This window comes from Campylobacter showae CC57C (assembly GCF_000344295.2).
Classification (GTDB): domain Bacteria; phylum Campylobacterota; class Campylobacteria; order Campylobacterales; family Campylobacteraceae; genus Campylobacter_A; species Campylobacter_A showae_B.
This window is the reverse complement of the sequence record NZ_AOTD01000202.1, coordinates 1-13,568: the sequence shown is the minus strand read 5'-3', so window position 1 is coordinate 13,568 and position 13,568 is coordinate 1. Positions and strand designations below refer to the sequence as shown.

Genomic DNA, 13,568 nt, shown 5'->3' with positions numbered 1-13,568 from the left:
CTGCGCGTCCTCGAGCAGCTGCTGCCACGACGTCACGAACTCATCCGCACTAACGAGCGCGCCGCGCATGCCGTTTAGGCTCGAGTGATCGACGAATACGACGTCGGCGAAGCACTCGCGCACGCGCTGGGTTTGCTTGCGATCAGCGGCGTTGATCATTTTTACGATGAGCTCCTCGGCGATCTCTTTTGGATTCATCTTACGTCCTTTGATTATTTTTGTATATTTTAGCGATTTTAGGCTAAATTTGAAGCATGAAAACAGACTGCAAAATAAAGAAAATTTGAAGATTTTGTGCGGCTCGCGGTAAATTAAATTTGATCAAACGCAGGCAAATTTGACCAGCCTTTGTCCGCAAACTCCGATCTAAATTTGACAAATTCGACCGCCCGAAGCGATCAAATTTAAGATAAAATTTACAGGATAAATCCGCTGCCGATAACTAGCTCGCCTCTGTAAAATACCGCCAGCTGCCCGCTAGCCACGCCAAAAGCGCTCTGCTTTAGCTCGATCTGGGCCATGCCGCCCTCTAGCACCTTTACGTGCGCGTTTAGCCCGATGCTGCGGTAGCGAACCTTGACGTCGCAGTCAAACTCGCTCTCGTCCACGAACAAATTTAGGCTATTTACCGCGATTTTACCGCGCTCGAGCTCCTCTTTCGGGCCCACGACGATGCGGTTATTTTGCGCGTCGATAGAGAGCACAAAATGCGGCTCGTGCGCCCCAAATACCTCAAATCCGCGCCTCTTGCCGATCGTGTAGTGCATATAGCCATTGTGCCGCCCGATCACCTTGCCAGCACTATCGACCACGTCGCCGGGCAGGTCGGTCTCGTAGTGCTTGTTTAGCACCTCGATATAAGTATCCTCGACGAAGCAAATCTCGCTGCTCTCGGCCTGCTCGCCGTATTCGCGAAAGCTCGGCAAGGATTTTGCCAGCTCTTTTATGTCTTTTTTAAATTTATCCCCGAGCGGGAAAAGCATATCGGCGATGATCTCTTTTGGTACCTGCGCGACGAAGTAGCTCTGATCCTTACTAGGATCGGCCGCGACTCTGATCATGCCGTCTTGCACGCGGATGTAGTGGCCAGTGGCGAGCTTTTCGCAGCCGACACTTTTGGCAAATTTTAGCAGTTCGCCAAATTTGATAAAGCGGTTGCAAAGCGCGCAGGGATTTGGCGTCTTGCCCTCCTTATAGGAGCTAACAAACGGCATATAGACGTATTTGTCAAACTGCTCTTGCAAATCAAGCACGTGATAAGTGATACCCAGATACCCGCACGCGCGGGCGACTTTGCCGATATTTTGCTCGTGGTAGCCGGGTTTTTTGTGTAGTTTCATATAGCAGCCCACGACTTCGTGACCCGCTTCTAGCAGCATTTTGGCGCTCATGGTGGAGTCGACGCCGCCGCTCATGGCCATTAGTATTTTCATTTCTCTTTCCTTTGTAGGGCAAGCGCGCCTCACGAGCGCTTTTAAACGAGCTTGAAATTTTTGATCTGCGGCACAGGCTACATGCCTAGCCTTGACGCAAAAATTTCCGCGCAACGCTTAAATTCGTCTCGCCATTCATCGCTTGCGTTTTTTGTAAAAATATTTGCAAATTTACAAACTTAGCCCTAGCCCCACAATAAGACAAATTCGTATAAATTCGGTGCGATTATATAAAAAATAGCTTAATAGGCTATAAATTTGCGAGTCAAGGATAGCGAGCTAAGCGGGCATTTAGCTTTTGCGCCTTACTCGGCTCTTAATTTTACGCACCGAGACGGCAACGTAGAATTTGAAAACGGTGATAGCACGGTTAAATTTACCAAATTTGACGCAAAATGCAAATGCGCTCGGCGGAGAGAATTTATAATTTTTAGAACAAGGCGCTTGGAGCGTAAATTTAAAAGATTCGCTCACTAAAATTACTAAAATGCAGGCCGGCTAAATTTACAAAAATCAAAATTTAACGCCGAACGCCAAGTATAAGCAATCGGCAAATTTATCGACCAAATTTAACTAGCCGCCAAGCTGTTTACGGCTTTTATCTTGAGCATCGCCCTCTTTTAGATCTTTATCCAGCTTTAAATTTTCGTGTATCATGTGCGCCGCGATCGCAACTACAAAAACCACGACGGTTAAAATCAGCAAATGGATGCGAGCACCGTCAAATTTGACGGCGATATAGCCGCAAATAGCGATAAAAACGAGGCAAATCAGCGCAAAAGCGATCCTATCTCGCATCCTGTCAAACATCGCCAAATCCTCAAAATTTATAAATTTTAGCGCACTCGCCTAGTCTAAAATCCGCAAAATTTCATCTCGCACGGCGTCCAGATCATCACTGATCGTATAAAGCAACAGATCCTCCTCGCTGACGGCTTTTTCGCGTATCAGCGTGGTTTTGATGAAATCATCAAGCTTACCCCAAAACTCGCTGCCGATGAGGAAAATTTTAGCTTTTTTGGCGCCGATTTGCGCGAGCACTAGGATCTCAAACAGCTCGTCAAGCGTTCCAAAGCCGCCCGGAAACACCAAAAACGCGCTCGAGCGCTCGATGAGGGCAAATTTGCGAGCTGATAAATTTGAAAAAACGAAGTTGCTCGTGGCGTATCTGTTCGTTACCTGCTCAAACGGAAGCACGATATTTAAGCCTATTGACGGACTTTTGCCGCTCTCGTACGCTCCTTTGTTCGCGGCCTCCATCACGCCCGGTCCGCCGCCGCTAACGACCGCGAAACCGCCGTCGGCAAGCTCTTTTGCGAGGCTAAAGGCCATTTTACAATATTTGCTATTTTCGTCAAATCTAGCCGAGCCAAAAAACGTAACGCTAGGATTTTTATAAGTCGCAAAATCCCTAAATTTGGCCAGATCGTTTAAAATTTCATCCATTATTTCTCTTTGCGGTTAAATTTACGCTTGCGGGGTTAAATTTACGCGCCGTAGTTTCGCGCTCAAATTTGAGAAAAAACGCACCCGAGCTAAATCGAGGCTAAATTTAGCCTCTTATTTCTAAATTTAACCTTATCTAAGCTGCTCGAGGCGCTCTTTTTTCGTGCCGATCTGAGTGATCTGGATGCCGAAGTTGCCGTCCACGATGACGACTTCGCCTAGGGCTACGACCTTGTCGCTGATCAAAATCTCAAGCGGGTCGTTTGCGAGCTGATTTAGCTCGATGACCGAGCCTATGTCCATCGTGAGCACGTCTTTTAGCAGCATTCTTTTTGAGCCGATACGTACGTGAAGCGGCAGGCGCACGTCCCTGATGAGCCCGATATTTCGCATCTCTTCGGCGCTTAGATCGTTTTTTGCAGCTGCTGCTTGCTGTGTGGCAGGTTCTTTTTGATCTTTGTTAAAAAACTTAACTAACGAAAAATCAAGCACGATAGCGATATGTTCGCTGATGTCGCCGATTTTGACGGAGTAGATGTAGATTTTTTCAAACGCGCCTACGTCTAAATTTGCGCTCTCGTCGAGAAAATTTACCTTCGCGACCTCGAAATTTAGCTTCGGCATGCCCTTTTGCGCGCCAAGGCTCGTGGAAAATGCGCCTAAAATATTTGAAAACACCTCTTTTGCGGCGTCCAGCTCGTCCTCGCTTAGATTTTCGTTGCGAGAGATCTCCTCTTCTCCGAGCATCCACTCGCCGATCGCGCTCATTAGCACAGGTGTGGCTACCAGCATCATCTTTGCGGTCGCATCGCCGCCGACGGTCACGTTTGCCACGGCTAGAGGCGGCTTTATACCTTCTTGTTTGGGCGCGTCGTATTCGTTTCTCTCGCCTATCTCGGGCGTCCTGCCCGTTAGTCCCTCGATCGTAGCCTTTACTTCATTTACGAAAATTTTCAAAAAATCATTCATCATCTTCACCCTCGCCTAATATATTATCCTCATCATCTTCGTTTTCTTGATCGTAACTCATTAGCTTGGCTTTGCGCTCTTCTTCGTACTGCTCGAGGATGTTTTTGATCTCGTCCTTGTCGCTTCTGATTAGCTCTTCTATGCGGATAGATTTTCTAAATCTATGCAGCCCGACCTCAGCCAAAAATACCTCTTTTTTATCGATCGTGACGATAGCTTTGTCGTTTGCCGAGCGGTCAAGGCGCAGTATGTCGCCCTCTTTTAAATTTAAAAACTCATTGACGCTAACGACACTCTTGCCCAGTATCGCCTCATATAGCACCTCGGCGCGTCCGATCAGTGTTTTTAGCTCTTTGTTTCGGCTCTTTTTCGCGCTCGTTTCGCCTAGCATTATGTCGCGGTTGGCTAGGCGGCTTAGTATCGGCTCTAGGTAGATGACCGGATAGCAGATATTTATCATGCCGCTTGAGTTGCCTACGATGATCTCCATGACGACCATTATCACGATTTCGTTTTGGCTGACGATTTGTACGACGTTTGGGCTGCTTTCTTTAGCCTCGACGTTTGGGTACATATCGGTGATCATCGACCAGCTCTCTTTTAGGCGCTGCATCATCATCCTTAGGATCGCATCGAGCAAATTTACCTCGATATCGGTTAGCTCCCTGCTGGTCTCAAAGCCCTCGCCGTTACCGCCTAGCAAGCGATCTATCATCGGAAACGCGATGCTTGGGTTTATCTCCAAAACACAGTTGCCGTCAAGCGGCTTGATCGAAAAGACGTTAAAGCTAGTGGGACTTGGCAAACTCATCAAAAACTCGCCGTACGTCATCTGATCGACGCTATGCAGGCGGATCTCCACGATACTTCTCATAACGCTTGAAATTTGAGAAGCCAAATTTCGCGCAAGCTTGTCGTGTATGCCCTTTATCGCACGTAGTTGTTCCTTACTGACGCGGTTTGGGCGTTTAAAATCATAGATTATTACCTGGCGCTGCTCTTCTTTGCCGCCCTCGCCGATCGACCCGCTCGCCTCTTCGTCGTCTACGACTTCTAGTAGCGCGTCTATCTCTTCTTGACTTAAAATGTCCGCCATTATTTGCCCTCAAGCTTTTTTCTTATTTTTTCCATCAAGCGCTTATGGATCTGCGAGATCCTACTCTCGGTGATCTGCAAAATTTCGCTGATCTCTTTTAGACTCAACTCCTCGTAATAATAAAGCTGCACGATGAGCTGATCACGCTCCTCAAATTCGTTTAAAATTTGAGCTATCTTTTCTATCAAGTCCTCTTTTTCGACCCGCTCGAGCGTATTTTCCTCGCTCATAAGCTCCATTTGATCGTCGATATTTAAAACGGCGACGACCGCGCTCACATTTCTTGCTTCGCTCACTTTTTCTATATCGACGCCAAGCTTTCCGGCGATATACGCATCGTCTGGCTCGTGCTCAAATTTATTAAAATACTCGTCCACCAAAGCCTCGATAGACTTTACCAAAGTGCGGTCCGAGCGACTAACCACGTCAAGCCCGCGTAAAAAATCAAGCATCGCGCCGTAAACTCGCTTTTGCGCGTAGCCCCAAAACGAGTCGTTTTGCTCTTTGTCGTATTTTCTAGAGAGCTTTACCATCTCCTCAAGCCCGGCGCCGATCAGGTCGCTAACGTCGATATGAGCGGGCAAGCGCTCCTTTAGCCTAAAAGCCATCGCGCGGAGAGCGGGCATATAGGCTAGTACGATGTCGTCTTGCTCTTTTTTTATCGTCTGGGCGTATGGATTAAGCGGCTTTTGCATTACTTTCGTTGCTCTTATTTAACGTTTGTTTTATCAGTATATTTTCGTTTGCGAGCTTGTTTAAGAGATTATCTATTCGCTTTTCTCTAAGGGCTAGTTCGCCGATGAGATAATCAGCCCTCTGCTCGTATAGTTCCTTATCAAACCGCCTTTTTAGCGACGATCTGGCGTCTAAATAATTTATAATAACCACGTGTACCAAAAGATAGAAAAAAAACGTAACGAGAAACGTATAAACCAGCATATCTATCGGGTCGCTCAGCTTTAACGCCGAAAAAGTCACGCCGATGAAAAATCCGCAAACCGTAAAAAATGCTATAAAATTTTCCGCTCTCAAAGTAAAATCCTAAATTTAAAATTGCTCCATTAGCCGCCTAAAAAAGCCACTGAAGCTGTTGTTCGTACTTGGATTAAGCACTTTTTGTTCCAATCTATAAAGTAGCTTTGACGCCACCTGCTCAAGCTCCATGCTCGCGGCATCGTATCTGCTGTCGTCGGTAAAAAGCGTGCGCTGTTTTATGCTGCGAGAGACGTTTTTATCCTCGCTGATAGCGCCCAAAAACTCCAAATTTAGCGGATTTTCGATATTTGCCCTGGCTACTTTGCGCACATGCTCAAATATCCTAACCGCCTCCTTTTCGCTCCTCACCATGTTAAAAAGCATAAGCAGGTTGTCTTTATTTTTCGAGGTGATTTTGATGACGGCATAGGCGTCGGTTATCGCGGCGGGATCAGGCACGGTGACTACTATAACCTCGTCTGCCGCCTCCAAAAACAGCTGCGTGTTTCCGCCGATACCAGCCCCTGTATCGATGATGATAAAATCAAGATCGTCAAGGCTCGAGGACTCCTCAAAAAAGCGCTCGTATAAAAATTGGTTGTTAAATTTAAGTATCTCGTCTCCGCTCTCGCCGGGAATCAGCGTCAAATTTGGCTTTACCTCGATCAAGATATCTTTTAGCGAGCACTCACCTTTTAGCACGTGGAGTAAATTTTTACTAATGCGCACGTTTAAGATGACGTCTAAATTTGCTAGCCCTATGTCCGCGTCAAAAAGCGCGACTTTATAACCGTTTCTAGCGAGGATATTTGCCAAATTTGCGCTTATGGTGCTCTTGCCAACGCCGCCTTTGCCGCTAGTTACGGCGATGAAGCGCGTGTTTTTCGCATTTGATCTAGATGCTACTATGTCTTTTAGTTTCTCGGCTTGAGTGTTCATTTTTTATCCTTATTAAACCCTTGCAAGAGGCAATCGACCAAAAACTCGCTCTTAGCAACCATGATATCATCAGGTACCTCCTGCCCTAAGCAAAAGAAGCTAACGGGTTTATTTATCTCGTAAACTAGCGAAAATACGTTACCGAAAATTTTGGTTTCGTCAAATTTGGTGATGATCAGCGTGTCGATGTCAAGAAAGCTAAAACCGTTGTAAATTTCAAGCATATCATCGATCTTTGAGCCCGCAGAAAGCACCAAATTTACGTCTATTTGTGCGTCGCTATGCTTTAAAAACATTTCAAGCCTAGCTAGCTTTTCTTTATCGTACTGCGAGCTGCCCGTGGTGTCTATGAGGATCACTTCGCAGTGATTTAGCTGTTTTAGCGCGTTTTTAAAATCCTCAACCTCGATAACGTCAAGGATCGGCAGCTTCATCATCTTTGCGTATTGAAACAGCTGCTCGACCGCGCCGATACGGTAGGTATCAAGCGTGATGATGCCAGTTTTCGCGCGTCTGCCCTCGCCGTATGCAAACCTCGCCGCAAGCTTGGCTAGAGTTGTGGTTTTACCAACTCCCGTCGGCCCCACCAGCATCATGATTTTTTGTTTTCTATTGTCCTCTTCGCTCCTGCACGGCAGCATCTTTCTAAGTAGCGAGCTAAAATATCTTCTCACCGCAGTCGGATTAGCCTTCATCTGAGGCGACATATTTTCCGCGGTTATTTTCATTATCTGCTCTAGGTGCTCCTCTTTCATGCCGCTATTTTTGGCGTCTTTGTAGATACCAGCAAACTCGGGCGGTATGATTAGGTTGTTTCTGGCGCTCGCTCGCTCCTCCCAGAACATATCGGCTATCATATTTACTTTTTCGCTTAGCATACTTACCTGCCTTGCGACGTCGTCGATCTTTTTGTCGTAAATTTGATCCTGACGGCCGGGCGCGGTTTCGATATTTGCTATCTGGCTTATCTCTTTTGCGGCTTTTGAGATGTTTAGGAGTATGTCCTCACCGCTGTTTTGAGCGGTTTTGTAGTTTTGATTAGCTGGAGTGGTTCTTGCGGAGTTTTGCGTCAAATTTGCCGCCGCTTTGGCACTTTGCGCCTCGGCTCTAAAAAGCTCACGCTCGTCTAAAATGATCTTTTGCGGTCTTTCTTCTTTTGCCGATTGAGCGCGCAAAAACTCCTCGTAGCCTTTTAAATTTTGCTTTTGAGGCTGATTTTTTTTCTGCTCACTCGCGTCCTCTTCGACGCTAACTAAAATTTCATAAAGCGGCTTTTTGTTTATCGTCTTTGGCTGGATTTGCTTCGTCGTTACCAAGATCGCCCTCTCGCCGCACTGAGCCTGCGCCTTTTTTAGCGCCTCCATACTGCTCTCACCGGTAAACGTATAAAACTTCGTCGCCAAATCTTCTCCTTCGTTTCTCGCTAAATTTCGCCGCCTCTAGCCAAAATCGTCGCGGCAAAGGCTATGCATTTTCCGTTCCCGCTTCAAATTTAGGCTTTGCGGCCGCTAAATCTTAAAATCTCACTCCGCTTTTATAAACGCGCCTCATCGTTCCAAGCGGCAAAATCACGCTAGCCCTGCTTTGCGCGCCGGGATGGGGCAGCGCCAGCCGCGCGTCGTTTCTGTTTCGTCCGCTAAAATACAAAATGTCTATATCAAGCGTCCTGGGCGCGTTTTTAAAGCTTCTCACGCGTCCGAAACGCTTTTCCAAATTTGCCGTTATTTTTAAAATTTGCCTCGCGGCAAGGCTCGTTTGCGCGAGCATTACGGCATTTGTGAAATCAGCCTGCTCTTTAAACCCAAACGCCTCGTTTATAAGGAGCGCCGAGTTTTCCACGACATGAAACCTACTATCTCGGCTGAGTTTAAAATGCAGCCGATTAAAGCGCTTTTTCACGTCGCCGATATTACCGCCCAGCCCCAAAATAACGCTATTTTTAAAGCCCGGTTTAAAATCAAAAACCTTCGGGAAAAAGAGGCATTTATCAAACCGTCTCGCCCCCGCTACCCTCATAAAATTTCAGCCCCGTTTTCGCGCACGACCACGACGTCCTCGATGCGCACGCCAAACTCGCCGGGCAAGTAAATCCCCGGCTCCACGCTAAAAACCATGCCCTCTTTTAGCACGGTATCTCCGCGCTTTGAGATAAAGGGAAGCTCGTGGATATCGACTCCGACGCCGTGTCCCGTGCTGTGAAAAAACGCCTCACCGTAGCCCTGAGCGGCGATAAAATCCCTAGCCACCGCGTCGATCTCGCGCGCATTTTTGGCCAGGCATAACCGCCGCGATCGCAAGAGCCTGAGCCTCTTTTACGATTTCGTAAATTTCTTGGCGTTTGGCATTTTTAAAATTTTGCTCTTTGCCGAAGTTAAAATTTTCATTAAAGCACGCCGTGCGCGTCCTATCCGAGCAGTAGCGGTTAAATTTAACCCCCGCGTCAAGCAGGAGCAAATCGCCATGTCGTAGCCGATTTTTACTCGGCAGAGCGTGCGCTTTAGCGGCGTTTTCGTTGATCGCGACGATGGGCGAAAAGCTAAGCGCGAGCTCGCCCTTTTTCTTAAAGATGAGCTCGGCGTGAAAAAACAGCTCCTCTTCGCTCATCCCTTCGCCGCTAGAGCGCACGAACGCGGCAAATTCGTCAAATCTCTCCGCGCCTAGTTGCGCCGCTTGTTTTAAAATTTTTATCTCGTCTTCGGTTTTTACTATGCGCGAAATTTGCGAAAAATTCGCCCGCGCCTTAAATCTTATCCCAAGCCCCTTGCTTAGGGCTTCCCACTCGCCCGCGCTAAAATCGTACGGGTTGTAGCTAAGCTCAGCAACGCCCGCCTTTCGCAAAAACAGCCGCGCGTCTTTTATCAAATTTCGCTCGACCTCGATCACTTCGGTGTCTTTGCAAAGCTCGCACGCCTCGATACTATAACGCGCATCGGTGAGGAAAAATTTGCGCCCCGCAAGACTCAAAAATATCGCGTTGTCGCAACTGTATCCGCACTCGTGGTAAACGGCGTTTTCGTCCTTTAGGATAAAATTTTTCAACTTTGCCCTATCTTACTCCGCTTTTTCTCTCGCGGCTCTTAGAGCTTTTATCTGCTCGAAAATTTGTAAAATCGCGATCATAGCTAGGTGATAGCCCACAGGCCCAAAGCCCACGATCTGCCCCGCAGTCACCGGCGCTATGAGGCTTTTTTGGCGGAATTCTTCGCGGCGATGGATGTTGCTGATATGCACCTCGATGACCGGAAGGCCGACGGCTGCGATAGCGTCGCGGATCGCGATAGAGGTGTGCGTGTATGCGGCCGGATTTATGATGATGCCGTCAAATTCGCCGAAGCACTCCTGGATTTTATCCACTAGCTCGCCCTCGAAATTGCTCTGAAAAAACTCGATCTCGATGCCGTTTTGCTCGGCAAAAAGCTTCATCTGCGCGTGGATATCCTCCATCTTCATCGAGCCGTAGATATCAGGCTCGCGAGTGCCCAGCATGTTGATATTCGGGCCTTGGATGACCATTAGTTTAGATTTTGTTTCCATTTTTAGCCTTTTAAAAGATTTAAATTTAGCCTTGATTATACATTTTTTAAGCTAAATTTTCGCTACAATCACGAAAAACAGGAGCTTAAAAATGATCATCGTTAAACCAAAATTTACAATGCTGTGCGACGAAAATTTTACCGTTTTAGAGGATACGGCGGTCGCTTTTGATGAGCGTATCCAGGCCGTTGGAGAGGCTGAGGAACTGTGCAAAAGATACCCTAACGCGCGGTTTTTCGAGTATCCAGACGCCGTTTTGGCGCCGGCTTTTATCAACCCGCACGTGCACCTGGAGTTTAGCGCGAACAAAACCAGCCTCGTTTACGGCGATTTTTTAGAGTGGCTTAGCTCGGTTATCGCCTCTCGCGGCGCACTCTCGCAGGCGGCAAACGACGCCGTAATCGCATCTGCGATAAAAACTATGCAAAGAAGCGGCGTGGCGAGCTTCGGAGCGGTTTCTAGCTTTGGCGGAGATTTGGAGGCCTGCGCGAACTGCGGCGGCAGGGTAGTGTTTTTTAACGAAATTTTGGGCACGAACGAAGCCGCGCTAGAGCAAAGCTTGGCAAATTTTACCGCCCGATTTGAGGCGTCGCAAAAGCGCAAAAACTCGCTTTTTACGCCTGCGGTTTCGGTACATTCGCCCTACTCTACGCATCCTGATTTAGCCGCTGCTGCGCTAAATTTAGCCCGCGAGCGGGAGCTGATCGTCTCGACGCATTTTATGGAGAGCGAGCATGAAAAAAGCTGGCTAGAGCAAGGTGCTGGCGGCTTTAAAGAGTGGCTGGGCAAATTTAACCCCGCCGCGCGTCCGCTTTATACGCCAAGCTCGTTTATAGCGATGTTTGCGGGCATTCGCACGCTCTTTACGCACTGCGTTTGGGCGGATGATTTTTCGGGTTTTGACCCGGGGCTTCATAGCCTCACGCACTGCGCGGTTTCAAACAGGCTGCTTAGCAAACGCACGCTAAATTTACGCGCCGCGCTAGATGCCAGAGCGAGCGTAAATATCGGCACGGACGGGCTTAGCTCAAATATGAGCCTAAATTTCCTCGACGAGCTACGGGCAAATTTACTCATTCACGCCGAATTCGATCCGCTAGAGCTTGCTAAAATTTTACTTCTAGCCTCGACTAAAAACGCCGCAAGCGCGCTAAATTTAGACGCAGGCGAAACAAAAGAGGGCAAGCTAGCCGACCTCGCGCTATATGGCGGTTTTGCGGACGCGGACGCAGCGCAGCTACCGCTCATGCTCATCTTGCACGCCAAGGGCTGCGAGCGGCTATTTGTAGGTGGCGCAGAGGTAAATTTAAACGATTGAGCCGAATTTGCGGTTTAGACTTTGGCGCGACAAATGCCAAATTTAAGCTCAAATTTGAGGCCGTTTTCCCAAATCCCGCCCGCTAGCTAAATTTATAAATTTAAATGGTAAAATGCGCCCCGATTTTAAATAAATTAAAGGAAAAAAATGGGATTTTTAAGATTTATTTTCGCGCCGATTGCGGCGATTTTTAAGTTCATAAACACCTATTTTAAGGCGATGTTGTTTTTGCTCATCGTATTTTTGATATTTTTTAGCGGCAAAGGCGAGAGCGTAAATCCGCCCAACCTAACCCAGATCAACCTATCGGGCGCGATCATGGACGCTGGCGAAGCGCTAGAAAAGATCGAGGCCGCGCGCAAGGACGGCAACATCAAAGGCGTGCTGCTCTACATCGATAGCCCGGGCGGCGCGCTCGCGCCTAGCGTCGAGCTGCACCTGGCGGTCAAAAATCTACGCGCCAAAAAGCCCGTAGTCGCGTATGCGGGCGGGTCGATGACGAGCGGCAGCTACTACGCGGGCGCGGGCGCGGACAGGATTTTGGCAAATCCTGGCGCGTTTATCGGATCGATCGGCGTGATAATGCAAGGCGCCGACGCCAGCGAGCTAGCGGCTAAAATCGGCATCTCGCAGCAAGTCGTAAAAGCGGGCGAGTATAAGGAGGCCGGGACATTTCTGCGCCAGTGGAGCAAAATCGAGCGCGAGCAGCTGCAAGAGCTCGTAAACGCGAGCTACGAGATGTTTGTAAGCGACGTGGCGGCCGATAGAAATCTAGACGCGAACAAAAGCAAAGAGTGGGCGAACGCGCGGGTATTTCTCGCCAGCGATGCCGCAAAGCTCGGGCTCATCGACGAGGTTAGCGATTATTATTCCGCGCGCGCCGAGCTAGAAAAGCTAAGCGGCGTGGCCGAGCCCGTCTGGGCAAAGCCGTCCGTCTACGAAAAAGCGATGCAAAAATTTATAAATCAAGGCGCAAACTCGCTAATCTCGGCGTTTTTTGAAGCTAAGGCAAGGTAAATTTAAAAACGACTAGATTTTATCGTCTTAAAATCTAGCCTTTCACGACTGCAAAACCCGGCTCTCGCGGACCCAGATGAAAAAGCTTTTAAAGCGAACGTCAATTCTAAATTTTAGTCCTTATTTTTGCCTCGTAAGGCAAGATTTACGCGAAATTTTGATACTAAATTTGTAGCGGTGAAAGAGTCGCTAATGTATTGATTTTGTCGCTACAAATTTGCTCAAATTTAGAGCGGTTACAAAAATTCGTCAAAACCAAAAATTAAGCGTGACGACAAAATCAACTTCAAGCGATTCTCAAACAAATTTGCAAAAGAGAGTCAAAAATCTCGGCCGCAACCAGTGCAAGCTAAAACGCCGCTGCCGCCGTCAAATTTAAACCTCATCAAGCCCCATCAAAAGCCTGATAGCAAGATTTGCCTGGTGATTTGCGCAGATCGCCACGCGCGCGGCCATGAGCCCCTGCCCTACGCCAGCGGCGTTTTGCAGGTCGCCGCACAGATAGACGTTTCGCGCAAACTTGACCGTTTTTATGAGATTTGAGCTAAAGTAGCCCGCCATACCAGACGCGCCGACGATCTTTTTATCCCGCAGGCTCGCGCCCGCCTCGTTTACCATCATCGCCTTGCCCGCGACATTGTCAAAGGCCTCGCAGATGATACTGCACGGCGCGAAAATCTCGGCGACATTGGCCGCAGTTAGCGTCACGTCGTGCGTCACGACCTCGACAAATGGATTTACCTCGGCGATGAGCTCTTTTAGGGCGTCGGTTTTTTTCATGCCGATGTGGCGGACGAAGTACTGCTGGCGGTTTAGGTTGCTAGGCTCCACGACGTCAAAG

General features: G+C 48.2%; 15 protein-coding genes and 1 pseudogene. 2 read left to right on the top strand and 14 right to left on the bottom strand.

All coding sequences use genetic code 11. The annotated features are described in order from the left end of the window. The 13 genes and pseudogenes from H740_RS07710 to aroQ form a co-directional block, all read right to left on the bottom strand. Positions 1–198 (bottom strand): hypothetical protein (locus H740_RS07710; RefSeq protein WP_002952986.1); only part of this gene is annotated, 198 nt, incomplete at its 3' end. Between the two features lie 218 nt (positions 199–416). Then, complete coding sequence (mnmA, locus tag H740_RS07705; RefSeq protein ID WP_002952983.1) at positions 417–1,433, bottom strand: tRNA 2-thiouridine(34) synthase MnmA; 1,017 nt, start codon at positions 1,431–1,433, stop codon at positions 417–419. A 573-nt stretch (positions 1,434–2,006) separates the two neighbouring features. After that, positions 2,007–2,243: a hypothetical protein gene (locus H740_RS07695; RefSeq protein ID WP_002952980.1), complete on the bottom strand. Its 237-nt coding sequence runs from the start codon at positions 2,241–2,243 to the stop codon at positions 2,007–2,009. Positions 2,244–2,282: 39 nt separating this feature from the next. Next, on the bottom strand, positions 2,283–2,879 hold the full coding sequence (locus tag H740_RS07690; RefSeq protein ID WP_002952979.1) for an LOG family protein: 597 nt from the start codon (positions 2,877–2,879) through the stop codon (positions 2,283–2,285). Positions 2,880–3,011: 132 nt separating this feature from the next. Next, the gene (fliY, locus tag H740_RS07685; RefSeq protein ID WP_034957693.1) at positions 3,012–3,851 is read right to left on the bottom strand and encodes a flagellar motor switch protein FliY; all 840 of its coding nucleotides are present in this window, start codon (positions 3,849–3,851) and stop codon (positions 3,012–3,014) included. After that, on the bottom strand, positions 3,841–4,944 hold the full coding sequence (fliM, locus tag H740_RS07680; protein ID WP_002952975.1) for a flagellar motor switch protein FliM: 1,104 nt from the start codon (positions 4,942–4,944) through the stop codon (positions 3,841–3,843). Before fliM ends, fliY begins: the two co-directional genes overlap by 11 nt. Then, positions 4,944–5,639, bottom strand: coding sequence for an RNA polymerase sigma factor FliA (locus tag H740_RS07675; RefSeq protein ID WP_002952974.1), 696 nt, complete (start codon positions 5,637–5,639; stop codon positions 4,944–4,946). Before H740_RS07675 ends, fliM begins: the two co-directional genes overlap by 1 nt. Next, positions 5,623–5,976 carry a hypothetical protein gene (locus H740_RS07670; protein WP_002952972.1) on the bottom strand — a complete coding sequence of 118 codons (354 nt, stop codon included), beginning with the start codon at positions 5,974–5,976 and terminating at the stop codon, positions 5,623–5,625. Before H740_RS07670 ends, H740_RS07675 begins: the two co-directional genes overlap by 17 nt. 15 nt (positions 5,977–5,991) lie before the next feature. Next, positions 5,992–6,858 carry a MinD/ParA family protein gene (locus H740_RS07665; protein WP_002952971.1) on the bottom strand — a complete coding sequence of 289 codons (867 nt, stop codon included), beginning with the start codon at positions 6,856–6,858 and terminating at the stop codon, positions 5,992–5,994. Further along, positions 6,855–8,261 (bottom strand): flagellar biosynthesis protein FlhF, encoded by a 1,407-nt coding sequence (gene flhF / locus H740_RS07660; RefSeq protein WP_002952970.1) that lies wholly within the window; start codon positions 8,259–8,261, stop codon positions 6,855–6,857. The genes H740_RS07665 and flhF overlap by 4 nt, the downstream gene beginning before the upstream one ends. 112 nt (positions 8,262–8,373) lie before the next feature. Then, a complete protein-coding gene (gene folK, locus H740_RS07655) occupies positions 8,374–8,874 on the bottom strand; it encodes a 2-amino-4-hydroxy-6-hydroxymethyldihydropteridine diphosphokinase (RefSeq protein ID WP_002952969.1) in 501 nt (166 codons plus the stop codon). After that, positions 8,871–9,897: pseudogene (locus H740_RS07650) on the bottom strand (M24 family metallopeptidase). Before H740_RS07650 ends, folK begins: the two are co-directional and overlap by 4 nt. A gap of 12 nt (positions 9,898–9,909) precedes the next feature. Next, positions 9,910–10,392, bottom strand: a complete 483-nt coding sequence (aroQ, locus tag H740_RS07645) for a type II 3-dehydroquinate dehydratase (protein ID WP_002952968.1) — start codon at positions 10,390–10,392, stop codon at positions 9,910–9,912. A gap of 91 nt (positions 10,393–10,483) precedes the next feature. On the opposite strand from aroQ, the gene mqnF reads away from it, so the two are divergent. Continuing rightward, a complete protein-coding gene (gene mqnF / locus H740_RS07640; protein WP_002952967.1) occupies positions 10,484–11,710 on the top strand; it encodes an aminofutalosine deaminase family hydrolase in 1,227 nt (408 codons plus the stop codon). A gap of 147 nt (positions 11,711–11,857) precedes the next feature. After that, positions 11,858–12,727, top strand: coding sequence for a signal peptide peptidase SppA (gene sppA, locus H740_RS07635; RefSeq protein ID WP_002952966.1), 870 nt, complete (start codon positions 11,858–11,860; stop codon positions 12,725–12,727). Positions 12,728–13,102: 375 nt separating this feature from the next. Here sppA and thiF read toward each other — a convergent pair. Next, the coding region (gene thiF / locus H740_RS07630; RefSeq protein WP_002952965.1) for a sulfur carrier protein ThiS adenylyltransferase ThiF at positions 13,103–13,568 on the bottom strand (466 nt) is incomplete at its 5' end.

What these genes read in the sequence shown, in the direction of transcription:
- H740_RS07690 (WP_002952979.1), bottom strand. Translation starts at nt 2,879, where the DNA reads ATGGATGAAATTTTAAACGATCTGGCCAAATTTAGGGATTTTGCGACT.
- sppA (WP_002952966.1), top strand. Translation starts at nt 11,858, where the DNA reads ATGGGATTTTTAAGATTTATTTTCGCGCCGATTGCGGCGATTTTTAAG.
- aroQ (WP_002952968.1), bottom strand. Translation starts at nt 10,392, where the DNA reads ATGGAAACAAAATCTAAACTAATGGTCATCCAAGGCCCGAATATCAAC.
- H740_RS07665 (WP_002952971.1), bottom strand. Translation starts at nt 6,858, where the DNA reads ATGAACACTCAAGCCGAGAAACTAAAAGACATAGTAGCATCTAGATCA.
- H740_RS07675 (WP_002952974.1), bottom strand. Translation starts at nt 5,639, where the DNA reads ATGCAAAAGCCGCTTAATCCATACGCCCAGACGATAAAAAAAGAGCAA.
- mqnF (WP_002952967.1), top strand. Translation starts at nt 10,484, where the DNA reads ATGATCATCGTTAAACCAAAATTTACAATGCTGTGCGACGAAAATTTT.
- fliM (WP_002952975.1), bottom strand. Translation starts at nt 4,944, where the DNA reads ATGGCGGACATTTTAAGTCAAGAAGAGATAGACGCGCTACTAGAAGTC.
- fliY (WP_034957693.1), bottom strand. Translation starts at nt 3,851, where the DNA reads ATGATGAATGATTTTTTGAAAATTTTCGTAAATGAAGTAAAGGCTACG.
- mnmA (WP_002952983.1), bottom strand. Translation starts at nt 1,433, where the DNA reads ATGAAAATACTAATGGCCATGAGCGGCGGCGTCGACTCCACCATGAGC.
- H740_RS07695 (WP_002952980.1), bottom strand. Translation starts at nt 2,243, where the DNA reads ATGTTTGACAGGATGCGAGATAGGATCGCTTTTGCGCTGATTTGCCTC.
- folK (WP_002952969.1), bottom strand. Translation starts at nt 8,874, where the DNA reads ATGAGGGTAGCGGGGGCGAGACGGTTTGATAAATGCCTCTTTTTCCCG.